Raw genomic sequence first — 26,090 nt, 5'->3', positions numbered from 1 at the left:
CTAAATCTATAATTATGAAAAACAAATTAATCTTAACACTAGATCAAGGAACCACCTCCTCTAGAGCGATCGTCTTCAACCATGGCGGAGAAATCGTAAGCATTACTCAAAAACCTTTTCAACAGCTCTTTCCAAAACCAGGATGGGTAGAACATGACCCAAAAGAGATCTGGTCTTCCCAAATTAGTTGTGCTGCAGAAGTTATTGCAAAAGTAGGGATTACCGGAAAAGAAATAGCGGCAATTGGAATTACGAATCAACGGGAGACAACAATAGTCTGGGATCGAGAAACTAGCGAACCATTATATAATGCCATTGTTTGGCAAGACAGGCGAACGGCCAAATATTGCAATGAATTAAAAGCAACTGGACATGCAGACATGATTCAAAAAAAAACAGGACTCGTTTTAGATGCTTATTTTTCTGGAACCAAAGTAAAGTGGATTTTAGACAATGTAGAAGGAGCCCGTGAAAAGGCAGAACAAGGAAAGCTGTGTTTTGGAACTGTAGATACCTGGTTGATCTGGAAACTAACTCGAGGTAAAATGTTCATGACTGATGTTTCGAATGCGAGTAGAACTTTATTGTTAAACATCCATACCTTAGAATGGGATACTGAGTTACTTGAATTATTCAATATCCCAAGATCCATGTTACCCGAAGTAAAACAAAGCAGCGAAATATATGGAGAAACTAGTACAACCCTTTTTTCTACAAAAATTCCAATTGCAGGAGTAGCAGGAGATCAACAAGCAGCGCTTTTTGGACAATTATGTACGGAACCAGGAATGGTGAAAAACACCTATGGAACAGGTTGCTTCATGCTAATGAACACAGGTGAAAAGCCTGTTTATTCTAAAAACAATTTACTAACTACCGTCGCTTGGAAAATCAACGGTAAAACAACATACGCCTTAGAAGGAAGTGTTTTTGTAGGCGGAGCGGCAGTGCAATGGTTACGCGATGGTGCAAAAATGATCGATTCTGCCGAAGACATCGAAGCGTTAGCGGCAAGTGTCCCCGATAATGGAGGTGTTTATTTCGTGCCTGCTTTAACCGGTTTAGGCGCACCGCATTGGGATCAATATGCTAGAGGAGCTATTCTCGGTATTACAAGAGGAACCACAAATGCGCACATCGCGCGTGCAACTATAGAAGGAATTACCTACCAAGTATATGATTTAGTAAAATCAATGGAAGCTGATTTTGGAAAAAAAGGAAAAGAATTAAGAGTAGATGGGGGTGCAGCAGTTAATAATTTGATGATGCAATTTCAATCTGATTTGTTCGGCTTTAATGTTATAAGACCTAAAATGCTTGAAACAACAGCGCTAGGAGCAGCCTACTTAGCAGGACTAGCTGTGGGTTACTGGAAAAGTATTGACGAATTACAGGAACAATGGTCTGTTGACCGCGTGTTTTCTCCAGAAATGCCAAAAGCAGAAGTGGATCAACTAGTAAAAAACTGGGATAAAGCCGTTGGCCGCGCAGAAAACTGGATCGAAGATTAATTGTAACCCTCAAAAACACTCAATATGACTCCATTTATAGCAGAAGTAATTGGTACAATGTTAATGATTTTATTAGGAAACGGCGTAGTTGCAAACGTAGTTCTTAAAGGAACAAAAGGAAACAATTCAGGTTGGATCGTTATCACCACCGGATGGGCATTTGCCGTTTTTATAGGTGTCGTTGTAGCAGGACCGGTAAGTGGCGCACATTTAAACCCTATAGTAACCCTTGGATTAGCACTAGTAGGTAAATTTGCTTGGAGCCAAGTAGCATTTTATATTGTCGCTCAAATGATTGGCGCTATGCTAGGCGCTTTTTTAGTTTGGCTCTCTCATAAAGATCATTTTGCCGCTACCGAAGAAGAAGGTGGGAAATTAGCTTGCTTTAGTACAATGCCGGCAATCCGTAATTATTCCTCTAATTTAATCAGCGAAATTATAGGAACCTTCGTCCTAATTTTGGTAATTTTTTATCTCTCAGAACCAAATCTAAGCATTGCAGTTGCCGCTGATGCTACAATTGGACTTGGTTCAATAGGCGCTCTCCCAGTTGCTATTCTAGTATGGGCTATTGGACTAAGCCTTGGTGGAACAACCGGATATGCTATTAATCCCGCTAGAGATTTAGGCCCTCGAATTGTACATTCCATCCTTTTTAAAGGGAACAGTGACTGGAGTTATGCTTGGGTTCCTATTCTAGGCCCTATCATCGGATCAAATTTAGCAGCATTACTTTACTTAATGCTTATTTAAAACCTCGTTTAAATAAATCAAAAAATGAAAAAAGCACTAACTGTCGCTGTAATTTTAATTACAGCGTGGGCTAGCCATGCTCAAAACACAGCCATTTCAGATACAGTAATCAACCCTACTGAAGAGACAAAAATACCTCGATTAGACTTTAATGTTAATCTTAGAACTAGTCATTTATGGAGAGGACTAATAATCAATGACGGCATGACCGCCACTGGTTACCTCCATTATGCCCTAGGCAAAGAAAGAAACTTTACCGTAGGGTTTTGGGGAGGAGCGGGATTTGATGGAGACTACACTGAAATAAATTATTTTGTTCAATACCAGAAAAACAATTTCTCCATTGCCTTGTGGGATTTATTCAATACCACTGGAATTGAAACACCAAAAGTTTTTAATTACGATAAAAACAGTACCACACACCTCCTTGACTTAAGGACATCCTATCGATTCCCAAAAGCTTTTCCTCTGCGAATTGAAGCCGACGTACTGTTGTATAGCGGCTTAAATGATCGTCAATTAAACGAGAGCAACTATTATCAAAGCAGGTACTCGACCTATGTAGAATTGAGTTACCCCGTAATTAGAGATCAGAAAGTGAATTTAAACATCTTTCTGGGAGTCGCCCTTCCTATCATTGGAAACAAACACCTGTATACGAACAAAATAGAAAGCAGTTTTGATATTGTCAATGCAGGACTAACCGTTACTAAAAATATCGAAATCTTTACTTACAAATTACCGGTATCAGCAACTGCCTTGTGGAATCCGGCTAACAAAATTGCAAGAATCCAATTAGACATTGGTTTATTCTAATTATTTAATTTTACGATATCACCCAAAAATTACTTTTTAAGAGTCAAGAAATTACCTGACCACATTATTTCAACAAAATTGACTTTTAGTCCTTTAAGATCGCTTTTATACAAAAAAAATTCAAGAATCTTTATTTCCATTTGTTTGTAAAAAACATTTTTTTCTAACTATCACTTTTTTAAATGCACAGTGAAAAGTATCCCTTTCAGCTATCTTGGCAGAAATTAATTTGGACACACAAAGAAAACTGAACTCTCAGCACAACGAGATCGAAAAATTAATTCCTTATTTATTCTTAGCGGTCATCCGCCTCCACTCCCTTATTTCCTGTAACAGTAGTTTATTTGCCATACTATAAGGAGCCTGTTTAGAAAAATATCTTTCTCACTGTCAAAAACAAAACATCGCATAAATGAAAATTAAAATTTTTAATTGTTATAAAACAACTAGAAATCCAAACTACCCTAGCCCCGATTACATTGAAAAGCCTGAAAAAAAGCAAAAGTTTAATGTTTTACTAAAGTGACTAACAGTAGCTCTTTTTAGAACTTTGGCACTTTCCTTTTTTGTGAGTCCCAAAAGGCTCGGATTGAAACGAAAGAAGAGAAATTGCTCTCTAGGAAAAATGCCTTAAAACAATGTTAATTCTTAATCTGACATCTTGTCATATTTATTGGAATTCACTTATCTTTGCACTTTAAATTACCCCATGGAGAAGATTATTGAAGAAAGCAAACAAGGCGAAAGTCTTGTTTTAGAAAATAAACCCGAGAATACTAAAAAACTTTTTATAGAAAGTTACGGCTGTGCGATGAATTTTTCGGATAGTGAAATTGTAGCTTCTATTTTATCAGGGAACGGATACAATACAACACAAATTCTAGAAGAAGCCGATTTAGTTCTGGTCAATACTTGTTCTATTCGGGACAAGGCTGAGCAAACTATTCGGAAACGTTTAGAAAAATACAATGCGGTGAAACGCATTAATCCAAAAATGAAAGTCGGCGTTTTGGGCTGTATGGCTGAACGATTGAAAGACAAATTCCTGGAAGAAGAAAAAATTGTAGACCTCGTTGTGGGGCCAGATGCGTATAAAGATTTACCTAACCTTTTAATGGAAGTGGAGGAAGGACGCGATGCAATAAACGTAATTTTATCAAAAGACGAAACCTACGGGGATATTTCGCCGGTTCGATTGATGAGCAACGGAATTACAGCTTTGGTTTCTATCACGCGAGGTTGTGATAATATGTGTACGTTTTGTGTAGTCCCTTTTACTCGCGGACGTGAACGCAGCCGTGAACCGCAAAGTATCATGACCGAAATTCAAGATTTGTGGAACAAAGGTTTTAAAGAAATTACGCTTTTGGGACAAAACGTAGATAGTTTCCTATGGTATGGGGGCGGTTTGAAAAAGGATTTTGCAACAGCATCAGAAATGCAAAAAGCTACAGCAGTAGATTTTGACCAGTTACTAGAAATGGTAGCCGTTGGTTTTCCTAAAATGAGAATCCGATTTTCAACCTCTAATCCGCAGGACATGCACGAAAGTGTTTTGCATGTGATTGCCAAACATCCCAATATTTGCAAACACATTCATTTACCAGTACAATCAGGTAGTAACAGAATTCTGAAGGAGATGAATCGTTTGCATACACGTGAAGAATACATGACTTTGATTGATAAAATAAGAAGAATTATACCAAACGGCTCGATTTCGCAAGATATGATTTCAGGTTTTCCAACAGAAACAGAGGAAGATCATCAAGACACCTTGAGTTTGATGGACTATGTGAAGTATAATTTTGGTTATATGTATTCGTATTCGGAACGTCCGGGAACTTTAGCAGGACGAAAAATGGAAGACGATGTACCCGAAGAAACGAAAGCCAGAAGATTACAAGAAATTGTCGATTTACAACAAAAACACGCTTGGTTCCGCAGTGAAGAATTCATTGGTCAAACCGTAGAAGTTTTAGTAGAGAAAGTTTCCAAAAAATCAACAGAAGAGTTTTCAGGAAGAAATTCCCAAAGTATCACAGTGGTTTTTCCAAAGGAGAATTACAAGATTGGTGATTTTGTCAATGTGAGAATTACTTCTTGTACCAGCGGAACTTTGAAAGGAGAAGCAGTTGGTTTGAGTGAAATGAATTAAGGAAAAAGTTCGCCACAGATTAAAAAGATTTTTACAGGTTTTTGAAATCCTTTAAATCTTTGTAATCTGTGGCAAAAAAAATATTATCAGTGAAAGTTATAGAGAACTAGAAACTTATAAAATAATTGGTAATTGTATGGAAATCTTGCCCCTGGATGACTATAAATTACATATAAAGATGCTTTAGAAATTGAATTCAGGGAAAACAACATTCCTTTTGAAAGACAAAAAGAATTTTCGATTAATTATAAAGGTGAGATTTTGCGTAGTAAATTTAACGATGATTTTATAGTGATATTATTTTAGAAGTAAAATCAATAAAAGAAATCAATAAAGATCGTCTTGCACAAACATTAAATTATATGAAATTAGCCGACACTCCCATTGGAATAATAGCAAACTTTCAAAATAAATCGTTAGTTCACAAAAGATTAATAAATACATAAAATTATAAATTTGCGAAAATTTGTGTAATTTGTGGTTGAGAAATAAAACATGGATACAGTTCAAGCTATAAAACAACGATTTGAGATTATTGGGAATGACCCAAAACTTAATCGTGCAATAGAAAAAGCAATTCAGGTTGCTCCTACTGACATTACGGTATTAGTAGCGGGAGAAAGCGGCGTAGGGAAAGAGAATATCCCTAAAATTATTCACTCGCTTTCGCATAGAAAACACGGGAAATATATTGCCGTAAACTGCGGCGCTATTCCTGAAGGAACGATTGACAGTGAACTTTTTGGACATGAAAAAGGCGCTTTTACAGGTGCAACAAATACACGCGAAGGCTATTTTGAAGTAGCTGACGGCGGAACTATATTTCTAGATGAAGTAGGCGAACTACCCCTTACTACGCAAGTGCGTTTGTTACGTGTTCTTGAAAATGGGGAGTTTATCAAAGTAGGTTCTTCACAGGTTCAAAAAACAGATGTCCGAATTGTGGCTGCTACCAATGTTAATTTATTCGATGCCATTGAAAAAGGAAAATTCCGTGAGGATTTGTATTATCGTTTAAGTACGGTAGACATTACTTTACCACCATTACGCGATCGTAAAGATGACATTCATTTATTGTTTCGAAAATTTGTTGCTGATTTTGCCCATAAATATAAAATGCCTCCTTTGAAACTAGACGAAAATGCGATTCAATTATTGCAGAAATTTCGTTGGAGCGGAAACATTAGACAATTGCGGAATGTAGCGGAACAAATCTCCGTTTTGGAAACCAATAGAGATATATCTGCTGTGACATTACAATCTTACTTGCCAGCCCAGGGAAGCAATTTACCGTCCGTTATAAAAGACAAAAAAAGCGAAAGTGATTTTAGCACCGAAAGGGAAATCTTATACAAAGTTCTTTTTGACATGAAAAGTGATTTGAATGATTTAAAAAAACTAACGCTAGAACTAATTCAAAACGGAAGTTCAAAAGTGCAAGAGACCAATCAGAATTTGATTAAAAAAATATACGGTTCCAAAGAAAATGATAGTGAAATCGATTTTGAAGAAGAACCAAGATCAGCCTTAATCGCTTCCCAAAACACCGAAGACATCTACCAAGAGAATGATGATAATTATCTTTTTGCAGAAACAATTGAAGAAGAAGAAACCTTGCGTTTAGAGCAAAAAGAAATTGAAATGATAAAAAAATCATTAGAAAAAAATAAAGGAAAACGAAAAGCTGCCGCCGATGAGCTGGGCATTTCAGAAAGGACGTTGTATCGAAAAATCAAGCAATTTGATTTGTAGTTTTTTTACAAAAACACAAAGTGGTAAATCGTTTGATTGAAAATGAATATATTTGAACCCATCTTTATAAATGACCAAGCAATTTTTAAATTAGAAAATGAAACATATAAAACTAATACTCCTTTCAATAATTATATTGAGTAGCAATAGTTGCTCCGTTTATAACTTTACCGGAACTGGAAAAATTGATGCAGAAACTTTTCAAGTTGGATTTTTTCAAAATAATGCGGAGTTAATTGAGCCTGGAATTGATCGAACATTCACATTAGAATTACAAGATTTGATCCAAAATCAAACGAATTTAAATTTAGTCAACAATGGTGCTGATTTAACTTACGAGGGAGAAATCGTAGATTACAGAGTTAGTCCAATGACGGCAACGGCAGATCAAAGGGCTGCTCAAAATAGATTAACGATTCGGATAAACGTACGTTTCACCAATAAGAAAAAAGAAACCGATGATTTTGAAAAACCATTTACCTTTTTCTTTGATTATCCAGCAGAACAACAATTAACAGGTGCTACTTTGAACGCAGCTTTAAAAGAAATTTTTGAAAGAATAACACAAGATATTTTTAATGAATCATTAGCTAAATGGTAAATTTAGGTGTTGATTCGTTAATTTGTTGATTCGGATACTCGGAAAACAAATAAACGAATGAACTAATAAACGAATGAACTTTATGAACGTAACCGATTATACTTACTTGATTAACAAACCCGATGCTATCCATGAAAAGCAAACAGAATCTTTGGAAAAAGTACTCCATGAGTTTCCGTATTTTCAAAGTGCCAGAGCGGTTCAGTTAAAAGGATTGTACAATCAGAATAGTTATAAATACAATCCTGCCTTAAAAATAGCAGCTGCATATTCAGCGGACAGATCCGTTTTATTTGATTTTATTTCATCCGATACTTTTACTTCTATTCACAAAGAGTTATACGACAGAAAAGTATTGGAAATTCTCGAAATCCAAGTGGTAGATAGTGAAGTTCTTATTGCGGAAGAAAAATCAGAACTTAAAATAAATACATTAGAAAATTCCATTCTGAGTTCAATAAAAGAAGCTTCTCCTATTGAAAAACAGGACAATTCAACAACAGTTGAAGACAAATTAGCCATTGGTACACCGTTGGATTTCTCCAAAAAGGAACAACATTCCTTTCAAGAATGGCTACAACTCTCGCGTACGGAACCTATAAATAGAGAAAGTGAGGACCCTAAAAATCAACCAGCTCCTATTATAGATGCTGATAAAAGGAAAAAAATAGAATTAATTGATAAGTTTATTGAAACCAGTCCAAAGATTTCACCTGTAAAGCACGGCGTGCCTTCTGCTGTTGCTTTTGATCTAAATGCGGCTGATAATTCTTATTTGATGACAGAGACTTTAGCCCGTGTCTACTTGGAACAAAAAAAATATCAAAAAGCGATTCAAGCATATGAAATATTAATTTTGAAATATCCAGAAAAAAGTAGTTTCTTTGCGGACCGCATATCGGATATTAAGATTTTACAACATAATAATAATTAAACAATGAGCACATTTTCAATTTTTTTAGTTTTAATAACTATCGTTTGTTTTCTATTAATCGTAGTTATCATGGTTCAAAACCCTAAAGGTGGTGGATTATCTTCTACAATAGGTGGTTCTCAGATGTTAGGTGGCGTACAAAAAACAACTGACTTTCTAGACAAAAGCACTTGGACATTAGCAACTATACTTATTGCACTTATTCTTCTTTCAAGCTTAAGCTTCACTGGAACTTTGAGTGATACTGATTCTAAAATCATTGACAATACAACTACAACTGCACCAGTAGCACCAATTCAAAACACACCAGCTGCAACAAATCCAGCAAAATAAAAATACATTTCCTATTTTAAAAATGCCAGCTTGTCAAAGCTGGCATTTTTTATAAGAAAATGTGTCAGTTATCATAGGCTGGCATAATTTCTGAAATCTTATTCTTTTAATATATTAAATAATACTAAAAACATAAAATCATGGCTTTAAACATCAAACCACTTTCAGACAGAGTTCTTATCGAACCAGTCGCAGCTGAGACAAAAACTGCGTCAGGGATTTTTATTCCAGATACAGCCAAAGAAAAACCACAAAAAGGAACTGTTGTGGCAGTTGGAAATGGTACAAAAGAACATACGATGACAGTGAAAATTGGAGATTCCGTACTTTACGGAAAATATGCTGGAACTGAATTGAAACTAGAAGGAAAAGATTATTTGATCATGCGTGAAGACGATATTCTTGCAATTATTTAAATTTTGTTTCAAGTTTCGGATTTTAAGTTAGAATCCTAATCGTTGAACAAAAACAATTTTAAACATTAAACAAAAATTAAAATGGCAAAAGATATAAAATTTGATATTGAAGCACGTGACGGATTAAAACGCGGTGTAGATGCATTAGCAAATGCAGTAAAAGTAACTCTTGGACCAAAAGGTCGTAATGTAATTATTGGAAAAGCTTTTGGTGGACCAACGGTTACTAAAGATGGTGTTACTGTCGCAAAAGAAATAGAATTAAAGGATCCATTGGAAAATATGGGTGCTCAAATGGTAAAAGAAGTTGCTTCTAAAACCAATGATTTAGCTGGAGATGGAACTACGACTGCAACTGTTTTGGCGCAAGCTATCGTAAAAGAAGGTTTGAAAAACGTTGCTGCTGGAGCGAATCCTATGGATTTAAAACGTGGTATTGACAAAGCAGTTGAAGCTATAGTTGCTGATTTAGCGAAACAAGCTAAAGTAGTAGGAAGTGATTCTGAAAAAATCAAACAAATCGCCTCTATTTCAGCTAATAATGACGAAGTAATTGGGGAACTAATTGCTACTGCTTTTGCAAAAGTAGGAAAAGAAGGAGTAATCACCGTTGAAGAAGCTAAAGGAACAGATACTTATGTTGATGTTGTAGAAGGTATGCAGTTTGACAGAGGATATCTTTCTCCTTATTTTGTTACCAATTCAGAAAAAATGGAAGTAGAGTTGGAAAATCCTTACATCCTTTTGTACGATAAAAAAGTTTCTTCTCTAAAAGAGTTGTTACCGGTTTTAGAACCAGTTGCACAATCCGGAAAACCATTATTGATTATCGCTGAAGACGTAGATGGTGAAGCATTGTCTACATTAGTAGTAAACAAATTACGTGGAGCCTTGAAAATCGCTGCTGTAAAAGCACCTGGTTTTGGCGATAGAAGAAAAGCTATGTTGGAGGATATCGCTATTTTAACTGGAGGAACGGTAATTTCAGAAGAAAGAGGATATACTTTGGAGAATACTACTATCGAAATGTTAGGAACGGCTAAAAAAGTGACTATCGATAAAGACAACACGACAATTGTAAGTGGTGCTGGCGAAGCAGATATCATCAAAAACCGTGTCAACCAAATCAAAGGTCAAATGGAAGCTACTACTTCTGATTATGACAAAGAAAAGTTACAAGAGCGCTTGGCTAAATTAGCTGGTGGAGTTGCTGTACTTTATGTTGGAGCTGCTTCTGAAGTGGAAATGAAAGAGAAAAAAGACAGAGTTGACGATGCACTTCACGCTACTCGCGCTGCTGTAGAAGAAGGAATTGTTGCTGGTGGTGGTGTTGCACTTTTAAGAGCTAAACTTGCACTTAGCGCAATTAAAGCCGACAATGCTGACGAAGCAACAGGAATTCAAATTGTATCTCGTGCAGTAGAATCTCCATTGAGAACTATTGTAGAAAATGCAGGTCTTGAAGGTTCTGTTGTAGTTGCTAAAGTTGCCGAAGGTAAAGGTGATTTTGGATACAACGCAAAAACTGACGAATATGTAGATATGCTTGCAGCAGGAATTATAGATCCGAAGAAAGTAACTCGTGTAGCATTAGAAAATGCAGCTTCGGTTGCTGGAATGATCTTGACTACTGAATGTGCTTTGATCGATATCAAAGAAGATAATGGTGGCGGAAACCCAATGGGTGGTGGTATGCCAGGAATGATGTAATATCACTTCCTTTAGATTAAAATTTAAAATAAACCAAAAATATTTAGATTTTTTAAAGAAAATGAGCTCGATTGTATTTCGGGCTCATTTTTTTTTGCCTATACAATTAAAATTGGATTAGTGAATTAATTTCATACTTTTACTACTAAATTAGCAACTAAGACAACCTGTTTTTATGACAAAACCAAGGCATTTTTTTCTACTCGTTACTTCATTAGTTTCTTCGGTTATTTTTAGCCAGCCTAATGAAGAAACCGTCAAATCAAAGATTGGTGCTGTTCTTGAAAATTATTTTACATTAGATAGAGAAGCAATTCATATTCATGTAAATAAAACAACATTCTTAAGCGAAGAGACTATATGGTATCAAGGATACATAGTCAATAGAAAGACTACTAAACCATTTTACACTTCCAATGTTTTTGTACTATTATTAGACGAAAGAGGAAAACAACTCTCTGAAAAATTAGTATTTGCTGACAATGGTGTTTTTTCGGGTCATATTAAACTAGAACCCAATCTGGATTCCGGAAACTATTACATACAAGTATATACTAACTGGATGAATAACTTTACAGAAAATGAATCTACTTTGGTAAAAGTAAACATAATCAATCCAGACCAAGGCATTCGCAATACAAAAAAAATAGTTAAAGAAACACTTAAAATATACCTAAATCCAGAGGGAAAAAATCTTATTAGCGGAGTTTCAAATACTATCGGGATACAAGTAAAAGACTGCAATAATAATACACCTGTAAATCTTGAAGCAACAATACAAAATAGCAAAGGAGAGGCTTTGCAAACGGTCAAATTAAATAATTTTGGCTTCGGAAAATTTTACACAATCCCAACTACAGAAGTACTAAAAGTAGTAGTGAAATATGAAGACAAAATTATCGAAAATAATTTGCCCTCTGCTAATTTAATAGGCGTAGCTATTGAAGCAAGTTCCTTCATGCTAGAAAACAAAACTACAATCAAAGTAAAAACAAATAAATCTAGTTTCAATAGCTTACAATCACGTGGATTAAATTTAGTCATTCATCAAGACCAAAATTACATCGTTCAACCTTTAAACATTAATCCTAATGACTTAGAGCAAATAATTGTTTTCAATAATACAGATCTAAATCCAGGAATTAATACCATCAGAATAATTGATAATGAATTAAAACAATGGTCTGAAAGACAAATATACATTAGTCCCATTGCAAAAAATAACTATAATGTTATAAAAAATAACCAACAGGTAGACACTATAAAACTTGCCGCATTCTCCAATTCAACTAATAATATGATTAGTATTTCTGTTTTACCTACAGAAACGAAAAGTATCGACGAAAACAATTCTATCATTGCAGGATTGACTATCAACCCTTATATAAAGACATCTCTTCTGAATTCTAATTATTATTTAAATGATGTAAATAGATTAAAATATTACGAATTAGATTTGGCTCTACTGAATCAAGAAATCCTAAAATATGATTGGGAATACATGAAACTGCAACCACCTACTGCACATTATTCTTTTGACATTGGAATTAATCTAAAAGGAACAATGGCTAACCCACCTAAAAATAAATCATTTCATAAAGTAAAACTAGTAAGCAGTAAAGAATTCATAACGGCATCAGCGGATGTTACTGAAAATGGTACTTTCGAATTTCAAAATCTGCTTTTAACAGATTCTACTTATGTTAATTTATCCTTACATAAACTACCGAATTTTGAATATGTTGACGCAAAATTAGCGATACAAGTTGTCAATAGAAAAAAACCTTACAATAAAGTTTTTACTGGTCTTATTAAAGAGAACTGCAATTCAGAAAATGACACTATTAAAACCGTAAATCTTGATTTACCAGACTTTAAGGAAAAAATAATTCAACTTCAAGAAGTTGTAACAAAAAATAAAAAAAAACAATTAACATATAACAAAATTCTTTCAAACAGAATGCTTCGTGGTCATAAAATTGATAGTACCAACAACTTTTCAAGTATTTTAAATTTTATAGAAGCAAACGGGTTCAAGGTTGAACGAACCATTGGCAAGATAAATATATATACTAGATTGCCTGCTTTGTCAATACTACCCACACCAATTGTTTATATTGATGATAGGCAACTCTACTTTGACTATCAAGAACTTGAATTTATAAAAATGGATGAACTTGATGAAATCTATATTAATTCTCTAGCTATAGTGCCAAGCTTTAACAATAATCTTGGAATAATTAGAATTTACACCAAAAAACAACAAAATACTTACTCCAAAAAATCAAATCCAAATTCGTTTTTTGTAAAAGATGCATTTTCAAAAAATAGTCCTTTTCAAAATTTAGATTACGCCAGTGCTTCTAGTAATGGCTTTAATAACTTTGGCATAATTAGTTGGTTTACAAGAACAATTTCAGATTCAAACGGTAATTTCACATTTGATATTCTAGATTATAACAAAAAAAACTGCAAAATTATCATAGAAGGTATGACTACAGACGGACAAATTTTCCATGAAGAAAAGGTAGCTCAATTAAAGTAAAACTAAGCAACACTAAAATGCCCCCAAATAGTTCTACACTAATTGGGGGCATTTTTGATTTTTAAATTAGATTTATTCTTGAACTTTCGATTTTTTACTAAACTTGTAAATTACGGGTAAAACAGTAATTCCCACTAAAGCTAATACAATTAATTCAATATGCTCTTTCAAATCAATTTGATAATTAGCAAGCAAGAAACCATATAAATAATGTCCAGCAAAAATTAACGTAAAAGACCAGATAAATGAACTTAGAACATTATAGAACATAAATTTTTGTTTATCCATGGATACAATCCCAGCTACAATAGGTGCAAAAGTTCTAAATATTGGAAGAAAACGAGCAAAGATGATTGCTTTTCCACCGTATTTTTCGAAAAAATCTTTGGATTGAACTAAGTACTTTCTCTTGAACCAAAAACTATCCTGTTTATTGTACAAATAGTATCCACTTTTTGAACCAAACCAATATCCGACAATGTTTCCCAAAATTCCAGACAATGCTACCAATGTTGATAAAAGAACAACATTAAGAAAATCATTATCAATAAATAAAATATTTTCTATTAATTCCCGGCTATAAATTCCTGCTAAAAACAACAAACTATCTCCCGGTAAAAAGAAACCTGCAAAAAGACCGGTTTCAGCAAATACAATAAATAAAACTATATAAATACCCAATTTAATTCCATTAACATCAAAATGAATATAAAAAAGTGGGTCAATTAAATTCTTCCAATCAAAATCGTTCATTCTACGGTGTTTTATGCTAAAATTATTCGTGTGTGAAAGTACGGATAATATATCTTAACCACAATTTATGTCGCTATTTTAAAGTTTTATTAACGGTTAATACTATAACTCAATTTTAGAAATGTACAAGAAATTTAAATTTGTAAAATACACCTACAAAATTGCCTCTTTTTTCACAAAACTACTTCTACTGACAGGCATACTTCTTTAAGAAAGCAACATCACAATTCAAATTCTTGCCCCATCAGTGGAACTTTACAATCAAAACCATATTTTTCCTGTACTTTTATGCGGAGTTCATCCAGCGGCTCATTTTCACCATGAACTAAAAATACTCGGGTTGGTTTATTCTCCAATTCTGACAACCAATTCAACAAATCTTTTTGATCTCCATGTGCTGACAACCCCTGTATTTCTAATATTTTTGCTTTTACCGGATAATATTGCCCATGAATTTTAATTTCTTTTGCCCCTTCCAATAATTTTCTTCCGCGTGTTCCTTCGGCTTGATACCCTACAATAATCAAAGTTGTTTCCGGCAAACCAATATAATGTTCCAGATAACTCAAAACTCTTCCACCGGTAATCATTCCGCTAGCAGCAATTACCACTTTAGGTTGTTCATCAAAAATAACTTCCATGGTTTTCTGATAATCTGAAACTAAAGAAAACATTTTACTCATTTCGACACATTCTTCCAAGGATAACTTATGCCATTTTTGGTTATTAGAAAAAATATTTAGCGCGTTGATTCCCATTGGTGTATCAATGATGTAGGGAATATTTGGAATTCTATCTTCTTCCCTGAGTTGCCATAACAAGTACATGATGGTTTGGGCACGCTCAACGGCAAAACTCGGAATAATAATCGTTCCGCCTTTATTAACCGTATTATTGATATACATTTCTAGTTCTAATTTAGTGTTCGTTTTAGGATGAATCCGATTGCCATAGGTGCTTTCAAGAAAAACATAATTGGCTTTTTTAGGTTTAGTTGGCGGATACATTAACACATCATCATCCCGACCAATATCTCCCGAAAAAACTAATGTTTTATTTTCAAGCGTCAAAGCAATACTGCAAGCACCCAAAATATGTCCTGCATTGGTGTAAACAACCTCAATTTGAGCATCCAAAGGTATTGGCTCATTAATTTTGATCACTCTAAACAACGGAAAAACTTTTTCGGCTTGTTCCACCGTATACAGCGGCTCGGCAACTTCATGTTTAGAATATTTGCCCTCATTGGCTTTATTAGCCTCTTCTTCCTGAATTTTAGCGCTATCCAGAAGAATAAGTTTCGTTATGTCTTTTGTGGGACTCGTGCAATATATCTTCCCCTTAAAACCCTGATTGACCAGCCTAGGCAACCACCCACAATGATCTAAATGACCATGAGTCAACAAGACAAAATCTATTGTGGAAGGTAAAACTGGCAACGGATCCCAGTTGAGCTCCCTTAAAGGTTTTAATCCTTGGAATAATCCACAATCAATCAAAATCCGAATCCCATTACTCTCGATCAATGTTTTAGAACCAGTCACAGTTCCCGCTCCACCTATAAATTTAACTTTCATTTGATTTGAATTTAAAATTTAACACTCTCAGTAATCATTCCTTCTAAATATACCTGCATAATTCTGACGCTTCTTTTAAAACGTTTTTCATCCGATTAGGACTTAATCCGATTCTATTTAAACATTCTGAATTATTTATAATTTCTTTTACTAAAATAACATCCAAGATTAATAATTTATCTTTTTCAGCGATAGACAATGTCGTTAAGCAGGTTACGGGATAAAGGGAATTGCTATCATTCTTAGTTTTCAAATTGTTATCTTCAGGATAATTCCAACTCAACAAATTTAATCCTGAGCATTTAGCAAAAGTGATTGCGTCTGCTGTAAACCGGCTGTTGGTGACAATCCAACATTTAGAGACCATGTCTTTTCTATCAAAAATAGGATGACTCCTTTCCTTAATGTCATTAAAACGGGACAGAATATACATTGGAACTTTTACATCCGAAGCAACATCTCTCCCAGCATGATACTTACATTCAACCATGGAGATAGTTTCATTTTTTTTAACCAAAACATCTATTTCATGTGAAACACATTTTCCTTGTAATGTCAAATTGGTTATCGTTTTATAATGCTCCGAAGAAAACAGACGCCCTATATATTTTTCAAAAAAGAAACCTGCAGGACCCAAAAGCCGAATTGCTTCTCTTAAATTATACCTTGCTGCATGGGAATTAGCGGTTTTTTTCAACAAGGAAAAAGCCATTTTATAGATTTGTTTCGTAGCGATTCCCTCAAACATTTGTTTTTTTATAGCATGCAAAATCGAGTCTACTTCCAGAGCACTTGCACCAGACTTTAGAAGTGATTTTTTAAGTTTATCCGGATTAAATTCGACAATATCTCCTGAATGTTTTACTATTTTCATATTGACAATAATTTGATATACAATTACTTAGACCAACACTAAAGATAGGTAAAAAAGACTATTTATTCCCTTTTTGGTAATAAAATCCAGGAACAAACAATAATAAAAAAATAGGTTGAATCAAAAACCGACGGATATAAAAAAGAATCCAGTTATGGTTTTCACGAGTAAAGAAAATGATATAGAAAAAAGAAACAATTAGAATCATAAAAAGAAAATAATACAGAACAAAAGCAAACTTAACCATCATTACTTCTTTAAAAAGCACATAAATGATACCTAATGAAAGGGCGGAATTCAATGTGTAACGAAATAATAATCCTAAAAACAATTGGAATGAATTGAAACTTGGCAACCTTAATTTAGCAAAATCCTTTTTGAAGAAATCTAAAAAAGGATCATAAAATAACTGATTCTCAAAACCACGAATGAGTACTAATAATAAAACCAAAAAGAGGAATTGTACTAGTCTCAGCTTATTATTTAGTATCTTTTGAAGCATATCTTGAAAATTTACGGACCCAAATTAACCACAAAATAAAAACTACACCATAAATATACAAAGGAAAAAGGACTCCGTGCAAAAACGGCTCTTGTTTTGGAAAATAAAAAATCAGCGCACTTAAAGCAGCAATTCTTAAAACATTCAACACATAAATAAGTAGGCTTCCGCCAAAAATAAAAAAGAAGGTTGTTTTTAGCTTTCCTGAAAAGGATATCACAAATGAAATAAACAAAATAATCACACTAATCGCATTACAGCCTTCGACAATACGGGCAACATATTTATCATTAAAAAACAACTTCATATAAGGATGTGTAGCACTTTCCTCAATGAAAGATTGATCATTAAATAATTGCATGACCCATTGTGTATTATAACTCACCATTGTGGTAATAGCATCTATTTTATTTTCTTCAAAACCATTAAGATAACGCTGATACAAAAAGGTCAATACTATATATGTCAAAAAAAAAGTGCCTAGAAAAAGCAAAAACGGCTTGTAGAGAGTAAAATAATTTTTCAAAATCTATTTTTTAACAAATTTATGCAATTTTTGAAACGGTCTTTAAATACTTTTGCATAAATAAAAAGTAAAAATATGACATTTCAAGAATTACAACCAAAAGTAACCGAAATCACTTTAAATACAACACAATCTAGAGACGAAAAACTGTTGTCTATCTGTCAATTGCTTAGCAACTCCATTTCTTATTACAATTGGGTAGGATTTTATTTTGCAAATCATGACTCTAAAACCTTACATTTAGGCCCTTATGTAGGAGCAGAAACGGATCATACCGTTATCCCTTTCGGAAAAGGAATTTGCGGACAAGTGGCAGTTTCAAACGAAAACTTTGTTGTGCCTGATGTTGCTGCGCAAGACAATTACATCGCTTGTAGTTTTACCGTAAAATCTGAAATTGTAGTACCTCTCTTTGTAAACGGAGAAAACATAGGACAAATTGATATTGACAGCCATGTCATAGATCCATTCACTAAAGAGGATGAAAAATTCCTAGAGTTTGTGAATCAGGAAATTGCTAAATTGTACTAAAAAACATTTTTATAATGAACAACCTCTATTTTATGAAATCTTTGTTACTAGGCATACTATTAATCCCTATTGCGTTACTAGCGCAGCATAATACTGAAAAAAAAATATACCTAGATTCTTTATGGAACGAGACAAAAGAAGGTAGCCATAAATATTATAGGATAATCAATTCAGATGGCACTACAAATGAGCGCTATCATATCAAAGATTACTATGAATCTGGTATTTTACAAATGGAAGGAAGTTCCAAAACAGAAGATGGATTTGGAAAAGAAGGAGAATTTATTTTTTATTACGAAAACGGTAATATAAAAAACAAAACAAATTATTATAAATCTAGACTATTAGGCAAGGACGATAAGTGGTATGAAAGTGGTTTAAAAAAATCCGAAGGTGAATATTTTGAGTCAAAAGATGGTTTTTCATCCACATATGAAACAAAAAATTTTTGGAATCCAGAAGGAAAACAAACCGTTAGTAATGGAAACGGCTACTATGAGGACAAGACAGAAGATGGATTTGATTCAGGAGAAATTAAAAACGGATTAAAAGAAGGAACTTGGACAGGAACTTACAACAAAAAAATTCACTATATAGAGGAATATAATAAAGGAGAAATCATTTCTGGAGTAAGTAAAGACGAACACAACAAAGAGTACAAATACACTAAGTTAGAGGTCAGACCCGAACCCTTAAAAGGAATCAAAGACTTTTATAAACACATTGGCAAAAACTTTAACGTACCTAGAGTTTATGAGAATATGAAAGGAAAAATTATAACTACTTTTGTTATTGAAAAAGATGGAGAAATTGTTGAACTAAAAAACATCAAATCAGTATTTGAAATTTTAGATCAAGAAGCCATTAGAGTAATTCGTAGCTATGGCAAATGGAAACCAGGAATACAAAGAGGGCAAAATGTTAAAGTACTGTATTCAATACCTATTTTGTTATCTGGGGTAAAATAAAAAAAACCAAATAAAAATAATCATGGTTTGTTGGCTCATATTTCACAATTATTAATTACTTTTGCACCCGTCATATAATAGATGTGTGGCATACATAAAAATCATTAAACAAATATTGGAATGTATTTAACTAAAGAGATTAAAGAAGAAATCTTCGCTAAACACGGAGAAAAAACAAACACTGGAAAATCAGAAGCTCAAATTGCTTTATTCACTTTCAGAATTAGCCATTTAACGGAGCACTTGAAAAAAAATCGTCACGATTATAACACAGAGCGTTCATTAGTATTGCTTGTAGGTAAAAGAAGATCTTTGTTGGATTACTTGAAGAAAACAGAAATCAACAGATACCGTGAAATTATCAAAGTATTGAATATCAGAAAATAATCAATAGTAAAGAGGTGCGAAAGTGCCTCTTTTTTTATTTTACAATTTACAATCTAAAAGTTCTATTTTGGTCCTGACACAAAAGGGATTAGAACTAAGATTATACTATAAAGTCTTTACTAATTAGTATGGACAAATAAAAAAAGTTTGTTTTTCATTGGGTTTTAGGCATTAACTACGCAAAACAACAACTACAACACAACTAAAACCCATGTTTAACTAATAAATTAAATTTATGATTCCACAATTATTTGTAGAAAGTATCGATTTAGGTGATGGCAGAAACATCACAATCGAGACAGGTCGTTTAGCCAAACAAGCGGATGGATCTGTAGTAGTAAGAATAGGCAAAACTGTTATTTTAGGAACAGTAGTGTCTTCAAGAAAAGCAAGTCCTGGTATCGATTTTCTTCCGCTTACGGTAGATTATCGTGAGAAATTTGCTGCAGCAGGACGTTTTCCTGGTGGTTTCTTTAAAAGAGAAGCAAGACCAAGTGATAACGAAGTACTAACCATGCGTCTAGTTGACCGTGTATTGCGTCCGCTTTTCCCAGATGATTACCACGCTGAAGTTCAGGTGATGATTCAATTAATGTCTCATGACGATGATGTAATGCCAGACGCATTAGCAGGTTTAGCAGCATCAGCAGCTTTAGCTTTGTCTGACATTCCTTTCGAAACATTAATTTCTGAGGCTAGAGTTGGTAGAGTTGATGGAAAATTCATCATCAACCCATCTCGTGCTCAATTAGAAGTATCAGATATCGACATGATGATTGGTGCGTCTATGGATTCTATCGCCATGGTAGAAGGTGAAATGAAAGAGATTTCAGAAGCTGAAATGTTGGAAGCAATTAAATTTGCTCACGAACACATCAAAAATCAAATTGCTGCTCAACTGCGTTTACAAGCTGCTTTTGGTAAAAAAGAAACTCGTACTTACGAAGGAGAAAGAGAAGATGAAACTATTTACACAAAGGTAAAAGACGCATCTTACGATAAAATCTACGCTATTGCTAGCAAAGGTTCTTCTAAACAAGAACGCACCGCTGCATTTGCAGAAGTAAAAGAAGAAGTAAAAACATTATTTACAGAAGAAGAATTAGCTGAAAATGGCGATTTAGTTTCTAAATATTTTTACAAAACAAACAAAGAAGCCGTTCGTAACGTAACCCTAGATTTAGGAACACGTTTAGACGGGAGAAAAACTACAGAAATTAGAGATATCTGGTGTGAAGTAGATTACCTTCCATCGGTACACGGATCTGCATTGTTTACACGTGGAGAAACTCAAGCCTTGGCAACAGCCACTTTAGGAACTTCTAGAGAAGCAAACCAAATTGACTCTCCATCTCAACAAGGTGAAGAAAAATTCTACTTACACTATAACTTCCCTCCTTTCTCAACTGGTGAAGCTCGTCCTTTAAGAGGAACTTCAAGAAGAGAAGTAGGTCACGGAAACTTAGCGCAAAGAGCGTTGAAAAACATGATTCCTACTGATTGTCCTTACACAATCCGTGTGGTTTCTGAAGTATTAGAATCTAACGGTTCTTCTTCTATGGCAACTGTTTGTGCTGGAACATTAGCATTGATGGATGCAGGTATCCAAATGATTCGTCCTGTTTCTGGAATTGCAATGGGATTAATTACTGATGGAGATCGTTATGCGGTATTGTCCGATATCCTTGGTGACGAAGATCACTTAGGTGATATGGACTTTAAAGTAACTGGAACTGCTGAAGGAATTACAGCTTGCCAAATGGACATCAAAATTGATGGATTGAAATATGAGATTATGGAAGCAGCATTGGCGCAAGCTCGTGATGGTCGTTTGCATATCCTTGGAAAATTAATCGAAACTTTGGCATCACCTAAAGAAGACGTTAAAGTGTACGCTCCAAAAATTATTACAAGAAGAATTCCTAATGCGTTTATTGGTGCATTGATTGGACCTGGAGGAAAAGTGATTCAAGAATTACAAAAAACTACTGGAACAACAATTGTTATCAATGAAGATCCAACTACAGAAGAAGGTGTAATCGAGATCTTAGGAACAGATCCTGCTGGAATTGAAGCAGTATTAGCTAAAATCAAGTCCATCACTTTCAAACCTCAAATGAATGAATCGTATGAAGTGAAAGTAATCAAAATGTTAGATTTTGGTGCAGTAGTTGAATACCTAGAAGCTCCAGGAAATGAAGTATTGCTTCACGTATCTGAGCTTGCATGGGAACGTACTGAAAATGTTTCTGACGTTGTGAATATGGGCGATGTTTTCCAAGTGAAATACTTAGGTATGGATCCGAAAACAAGAAAAGAAAAAGTGTCTAGAAAAGCACTTATGCCAAGACCTCCACGCGAGGAAAGAAAAGAGTAATCAGATCTTAGTTTACTAAAGGTTTATTTATAGAAAGCCCCAATTCATTCAATTGAATTGGGGTTTTCGTTTTTTATTCTGCCAACGCTTGCTCGATATTTTAATTTATAAATTAAAGTGCCATTATTCATTATAGCATAAATTATTATATTTACATATCTAACTTGTAAAATATGTTTACCAAAGAATTTAAAAAAGCGATACAAGAGTTACCCAGCGCTGAAAAGGACAAATTAATCTTTAGGCTTTTAAAAAGAGATCTAGATCTTGCCAATAGACTCCATTTTGAACTGGTAGATACAGAAACGGTGGAGGATAAAAGAATTGCCTTTGAAAAAGCCATGCTTAAAAAAATTAATTATTTTACGGAGCATTTTTATTCTGTTGGGTATTTACTTCAAGACACGCGATACGTTAGCGGCGACATAAGTGAACACGTGAAAATCACCAAAGACAAGTTTGGCGAAATAAGTTTAAATATCAAAATGCTCAACCACCTCCTCCTGCTGAACAATGAAAGAATTCAGAGTCAGAGTTATAGAAAGGCTTATACCATGTGCATCTATGTAATTGCAAGAGCTTTTAAAATTTTGATCTTGATAAAAGCAATTGACGAAGATTATTTCTTAGACTTGAAAGAGGATTTAGAAAAGCTTGGCGTATTAATAAGCAACAATTCTTTATTAATGAAAACTGCAATTAATAATGGTTTAGATGTAAACTGGTTACTAAATGGTGAAGTTCCTGAAAATATTGTTGCCTATCATAAAGATATTAGACAACAAGGATTTTTAAAATAAAATTTCTGTTTCCTCCTAAGATTTGCGTTTTTCTAAAGTTTCAAAAATTTTATAATAATTGAAACTAAAACCTCTTTTGGGCAATAGACCGCATTAGGGATAGAAGCAACTGTTTGAGCTCTTATTGTGAAGCGCAGCGGAACAATAAAGCGAGTGCGGATAGCCGGGCCGAAGGCAATGCCCATATGTAGAATCTCAAAATACTAAAATGAAAAAAACTTTTCGAAATAGTGTAACTTTTTCGCAACTCCTTACGTATAACCATTTGTACACTTAAAAATTGAGGAGACACAAACATGAGACAACTTAAAATCACCAAGCAGGTAACGAATCGTGAAACTGCATCATTAGACAAATATTTACAAGAAATTGGTAAAGTTGACCTTATTACCGCTGACGAAGAAGTAGAATTAGCACAAAAGATTAAAGCTGGGGATCAAAAGGCACTAGAAAAATTAACAAAAGCCAATTTACGTTTTGTTGTCTCGGTAGCAAAACAATACCAAAATCAAGGACTTACACTTCCTGATTTAATTAACGAGGGAAATTTAGGATTGATCAAAGCCGCACAACGTTTTGATGAAACACGTGGTTTCAAATTCATCTCGTATGCCGTTTGGTGGATTCGTCAATCGATACTTCAAGCATTGGCTGAGCAATCTCGTATCGTTCGTTTGCCTTTAAATAAAATTGGTTCTATCAATAAAATCAACAAAATGTATGCCTTATTAGAGCAATCTAATGAACGTCCACCATCTGCTGAGGAAATTGCAAAAGAACTAGACATGACCGTTAATGACGTAAAAGAGTCTATGAAAAACTCTGGTCGTCACTTATCCATGGATGCACCTCTTGTAGAAGGAGAAGATTCTAACCTTTATGACGTTTTACGTTCCGGTGAATCTCCAAATCCAGACAGAGAATTAATTCACGAATCATTGCGTACTGAAATCGAGCGTTCCTTAGAGACATTGACTCCCAGAGAAGCTGATGTAGTTCGTTTGTACTTTGGTCTTGGCGATCAACACCCGATGACTTTAGAAGAAATTGGAGAAACTTTCGACCTAACTCGGGAGCGTGTACGTCAAATCAAGGAAAAAGCAATCCGAAGATTAAAACATACTTCTAGAAGTAAAATATTAAAAACTTATTTAGGATAAAAATAGTCTAAAGTCATAAAGTCTAAAGTTTTAAAGTCAGCGTACTTTATAACCTTAGACTTTTAAACTTTAGGACTAATAAAAGTAACGACGGTCTGATTAACTGTTCGTTTTTTGATTGATGATTGAAACCTCGGCTGATTACCGAGGTTTTATTTTTATCAATAAAACCTCAGTCTGTTCGAGCAAAGCTCTCGGGTATCCGAGGTTTTATTTTTATCAACAAAACCTCAGTCTGTTCGAGCAAAGCTCTCGGGTATCCGAGGTTTTAGTTTTTTATAAAAAACTAGTCAGTCGAAACTTTGCTCTAGTGATTAGCTTCGCTCTATTCCGCTTTCAATATCAAGTTTGAAGTACTATTTTTTCTATCTCAATTCTTTTCACTTTTCACTTTTCACTTTTCACTTTTAACCAATATGGCGTAACCCTCCGTAAAAACTTCGGGTCGGGCTTTTCGTTACAATCTTTTTATTAAAAAAAATAAAAAGGATTTCCACTTCAATCCCTTACGCAAATTACAGAATTAAATACGAATTTCATCCCAAAAAAACTTTCGCCAATTGCTGCAAAAAAAACTACTTTTGTACAAACAACAACTTAAGAATCTGAAATAAATTCAGATTAAACAACTACACAATGAAAAATACACTTATTGCTCCATCCGTACTGGCCGCCGATTTTGGAAACCTACAACGCGACATCGAAATGATCAACAACAGCCAAGCTGATTGGTTTCATATTGACATCATGGATGGCGTTTTTGTTCCTAACATTTCTTATGGTATGCCAGTTCTAGAAGCGATCAACAAACATGCAAAAAAAACAATCGATGTACATTTAATGATTGTAGATCCAGATCGTTATATCAAAACTTTTGCTGATTTAGGCGCTAACATACTAAGCGTACACTATGAAGCATGCACACATCTTCACAGAACGCTACAAGCGATTAAATCTGAAGGGATGAAAGCTGGAGTAGCCATAAACCCTCATACTAATATTGACCTGTTAGAAGACGTTATCAACGATATTGACCTAGTTTGTATTATGAGCGTAAATCCAGGTTTTGGAGGACAATCCTTTATTGAAAACACCTATGCTAAGGTTGAAAAGCTAAAAGCTTTAATCACTAGAAAAGGAGCGTCGACATTAATTGAAGTTGACGGTGGTGTAACTAACAAAAATGCAAAGCAACTTGTAGAAGCGGGAGCAGACGTTCTAGTAGCAGGTAGCTTTGTCTTTAAGGCAGAGAATCCAACACAAACGATACAAGATTTAAAGACTCTAACTAGTTTCTAGAAAGACTAATTTACAATAAAAAAGTCCCGCTCTGATTTGAATTAGAGCGGGACTTATGCTATTTTGACTTAATCAAATAATAGATTGCTCTCTGTCATATTAAAAAATCTTTTCTCTATAGATAAAGCCGTAAATGGCATTGAAAAGACTAGTTTTTAATAAGTAGTCACGCAAAAACTGTCTCACTAAGGCTTACCAATTCTTTATTGCCACACTTAATTTATCGATTTTGAGTACTTTACTTTGAATTTTAATTAACTGTAGCTGACCTTTTTCCTCTTGTATTATAGTTCCGCTTTTATAATTACAAATTAAAATACACCTAAGTAATCCGCACTTGTTTTGCAGACTAAGTCATTAAATCCACAACTGCTCAACGTACAAAGAAAAAGAGGCGATAATTTAAAATAACACTTCGATTATCTATTTTTATTCGCACAGTACTCAAAAAAATATTACCAGCTGCAAAGTATACCAACTGTTATTTATGTTTAATACGTGATAGAATTAAATTTATGAAATTTGACATTTACACTAAAACAACTATTTAAAATAATAAACAACCGTACAATTCCTCAAACTGCTCCGAGAAATAATACGGTCCAAACACTACTAAATTTTTTTAATCATAGTGTCAAGTACCATTGTCTTTTTTATTGTCCTTATTAATTCTGCAAGCCTCATGACAACTATCTAATTGTTAAAATCAGTGTGTCTTAGGATGAATTTTTGTTGAAATTTAAGTTTGTTTAATAGATTTTTGATAACAACAGTAGCTCCTTTATTTTCAAGTTATTTTATGTCTGAGTT

The 26,090-nt window shown here is 34.1% G+C and carries 23 protein-coding genes and 1 pseudogene; 19 read left to right on the top strand and 5 right to left on the bottom strand.

The genetic code is table 11. The features are described 5' to 3' along the window. Positions 1 to 14: 14 nt before the first annotated feature. The 12 genes and pseudogenes from glpK (at position 15) to E0F91_RS12505 (ending at position 13,526) form a co-directional block, all read left to right on the top strand. Positions 15 to 1,511, top strand: a complete 1,497-nt coding sequence (glpK, locus tag E0F91_RS12560; RefSeq protein ID WP_132066817.1) for a glycerol kinase GlpK — start codon at positions 15 to 17, stop codon at positions 1,509 to 1,511. A gap of 24 nt (positions 1,512 to 1,535) precedes the next feature. Continuing rightward, positions 1,536 to 2,264 (top strand): MIP/aquaporin family protein, encoded by a 729-nt coding sequence (locus E0F91_RS12555; RefSeq protein ID WP_132066816.1) that lies wholly within the window; start codon positions 1,536 to 1,538, stop codon positions 2,262 to 2,264. Between the two features lie 24 nt (positions 2,265 to 2,288). After that, entirely contained in the window at positions 2,289 to 3,080 is a 792-nt protein-coding gene (locus E0F91_RS12550; RefSeq protein WP_132066815.1) for a hypothetical protein, read from the top strand. Between the two features lie 709 nt (positions 3,081 to 3,789). Continuing rightward, the gene (gene miaB, locus E0F91_RS12545; RefSeq protein WP_132066814.1) at positions 3,790 to 5,235 is read left to right on the top strand and encodes a tRNA (N6-isopentenyl adenosine(37)-C2)-methylthiotransferase MiaB; all 1,446 of its coding nucleotides are present in this window, start codon (positions 3,790 to 3,792) and stop codon (positions 5,233 to 5,235) included. A 165-nt stretch (positions 5,236 to 5,400) separates the two neighbouring features. Further along, positions 5,401 to 5,681: pseudogene (locus E0F91_RS12540) on the top strand (GxxExxY protein). Between the two features lie 49 nt (positions 5,682 to 5,730). Beyond that, positions 5,731 to 6,987, top strand: a complete 1,257-nt coding sequence (locus E0F91_RS12535; RefSeq protein WP_132066813.1) for a sigma-54 interaction domain-containing protein — start codon at positions 5,731 to 5,733, stop codon at positions 6,985 to 6,987. Positions 6,988 to 7,084: 97 nt separating this feature from the next. Continuing rightward, positions 7,085 to 7,588, top strand: a complete 504-nt coding sequence (locus E0F91_RS12530; RefSeq protein WP_132066812.1) for an LptE family protein — start codon at positions 7,085 to 7,087, stop codon at positions 7,586 to 7,588. A gap of 82 nt (positions 7,589 to 7,670) precedes the next feature. Beyond that, the gene (locus E0F91_RS12525; RefSeq protein WP_132066811.1) at positions 7,671 to 8,522 is read left to right on the top strand and encodes a tetratricopeptide repeat protein; all 852 of its coding nucleotides are present in this window, start codon (positions 7,671 to 7,673) and stop codon (positions 8,520 to 8,522) included. Between the two features lie 3 nt (positions 8,523 to 8,525). Then, positions 8,526 to 8,855 carry a preprotein translocase subunit SecG gene (gene secG / locus E0F91_RS12520; RefSeq protein WP_073352718.1) on the top strand — a complete coding sequence of 110 codons (330 nt, stop codon included), beginning with the start codon at positions 8,526 to 8,528 and terminating at the stop codon, positions 8,853 to 8,855. Positions 8,856 to 8,995: 140 nt separating this feature from the next. Then, positions 8,996 to 9,271: a co-chaperone GroES gene (locus tag E0F91_RS12515; protein WP_007137725.1), complete on the top strand. Its 276-nt coding sequence runs from the start codon at positions 8,996 to 8,998 to the stop codon at positions 9,269 to 9,271. Between the two features lie 81 nt (positions 9,272 to 9,352). Further along, positions 9,353 to 10,981: a chaperonin GroEL gene (gene groL, locus E0F91_RS12510; RefSeq protein ID WP_132066810.1), complete on the top strand. Its 1,629-nt coding sequence runs from the start codon at positions 9,353 to 9,355 to the stop codon at positions 10,979 to 10,981. 175 nt (positions 10,982 to 11,156) lie between these two features. Then, on the top strand, positions 11,157 to 13,526 hold the full coding sequence (locus E0F91_RS12505) for a hypothetical protein (RefSeq protein ID WP_132066809.1): 2,370 nt from the start codon (positions 11,157 to 11,159) through the stop codon (positions 13,524 to 13,526). Positions 13,527 to 13,598: 72 nt separating this feature from the next. Here E0F91_RS12505 and E0F91_RS12500 read toward each other — a convergent pair whose 3' ends face one another. The 5 genes from E0F91_RS12500 to xrtF form a co-directional block, all read right to left on the bottom strand. Further along, complete coding sequence (locus E0F91_RS12500; protein ID WP_132066808.1) at positions 13,599 to 14,279, bottom strand: DedA family protein; 681 nt, start codon at positions 14,277 to 14,279, stop codon at positions 13,599 to 13,601. 221 nt (positions 14,280 to 14,500) lie between these two features. Beyond that, positions 14,501 to 15,856, bottom strand: a complete 1,356-nt coding sequence (locus E0F91_RS12495; protein ID WP_132066807.1) for an MBL fold metallo-hydrolase RNA specificity domain-containing protein — start codon at positions 15,854 to 15,856, stop codon at positions 14,501 to 14,503. A gap of 43 nt (positions 15,857 to 15,899) precedes the next feature. Next, positions 15,900 to 16,730 (bottom strand): restriction endonuclease, encoded by an 831-nt coding sequence (locus tag E0F91_RS12490; RefSeq protein WP_132066806.1) that lies wholly within the window; start codon positions 16,728 to 16,730, stop codon positions 15,900 to 15,902. Positions 16,731 to 16,788: 58 nt separating this feature from the next. Further along, positions 16,789 to 17,232, bottom strand: a complete 444-nt coding sequence (locus E0F91_RS12485; protein WP_132066805.1) for an exosortase F system-associated membrane protein — start codon at positions 17,230 to 17,232, stop codon at positions 16,789 to 16,791. After that, complete coding sequence (xrtF, locus tag E0F91_RS12480) at positions 17,210 to 17,701, bottom strand: exosortase family protein XrtF (RefSeq protein WP_243698897.1); 492 nt, start codon at positions 17,699 to 17,701, stop codon at positions 17,210 to 17,212. Before xrtF ends, E0F91_RS12485 begins: the two co-directional genes overlap by 23 nt. Before the next feature lie 132 nt (positions 17,702 to 17,833). Between xrtF and E0F91_RS12475 the strand changes: the two genes are divergently transcribed. From E0F91_RS12475 to rpe, 7 genes are all read left to right on the top strand, one after another. After that, on the top strand, positions 17,834 to 18,289 hold the full coding sequence (locus E0F91_RS12475) for a GAF domain-containing protein (RefSeq protein ID WP_132066803.1): 456 nt from the start codon (positions 17,834 to 17,836) through the stop codon (positions 18,287 to 18,289). 14 nt (positions 18,290 to 18,303) lie between these two features. Further along, a complete protein-coding gene (locus E0F91_RS12470) occupies positions 18,304 to 19,257 on the top strand; it encodes an energy transducer TonB (protein ID WP_132066802.1) in 954 nt (317 codons plus the stop codon). A gap of 120 nt (positions 19,258 to 19,377) precedes the next feature. Next, positions 19,378 to 19,644: a 30S ribosomal protein S15 gene (rpsO, locus tag E0F91_RS12465; protein WP_066079886.1), complete on the top strand. Its 267-nt coding sequence runs from the start codon at positions 19,378 to 19,380 to the stop codon at positions 19,642 to 19,644. Between the two features lie 235 nt (positions 19,645 to 19,879). After that, a complete protein-coding gene (locus E0F91_RS12460; protein ID WP_132066801.1) occupies positions 19,880 to 22,021 on the top strand; it encodes a polyribonucleotide nucleotidyltransferase in 2,142 nt (713 codons plus the stop codon). 173 nt (positions 22,022 to 22,194) lie between these two features. Next, the gene (locus E0F91_RS12455; protein WP_132066800.1) at positions 22,195 to 22,821 is read left to right on the top strand and encodes a hypothetical protein; all 627 of its coding nucleotides are present in this window, start codon (positions 22,195 to 22,197) and stop codon (positions 22,819 to 22,821) included. A gap of 296 nt (positions 22,822 to 23,117) precedes the next feature. Further along, positions 23,118 to 23,981 (top strand): sigma-70 family RNA polymerase sigma factor, encoded by an 864-nt coding sequence (locus E0F91_RS12450; protein WP_007137700.1) that lies wholly within the window; start codon positions 23,118 to 23,120, stop codon positions 23,979 to 23,981. Positions 23,982 to 24,617: 636 nt separating this feature from the next. Further along, positions 24,618 to 25,280 carry a ribulose-phosphate 3-epimerase gene (gene rpe, locus E0F91_RS12445; protein WP_132066799.1) on the top strand — a complete coding sequence of 221 codons (663 nt, stop codon included), beginning with the start codon at positions 24,618 to 24,620 and terminating at the stop codon, positions 25,278 to 25,280. Positions 25,281 to 26,090: the final 810 nt, after the last annotated feature.

This window comes from Flavobacterium sandaracinum (assembly GCF_004349135.1).
GTDB classification, from domain to species: Bacteria; Bacteroidota; Bacteroidia; order Flavobacteriales; family Flavobacteriaceae; genus Flavobacterium; species Flavobacterium sandaracinum.
Note: the sequence above shows the minus strand (reverse complement) of the source record. Positions and strands in the feature narration are given on the sequence as shown.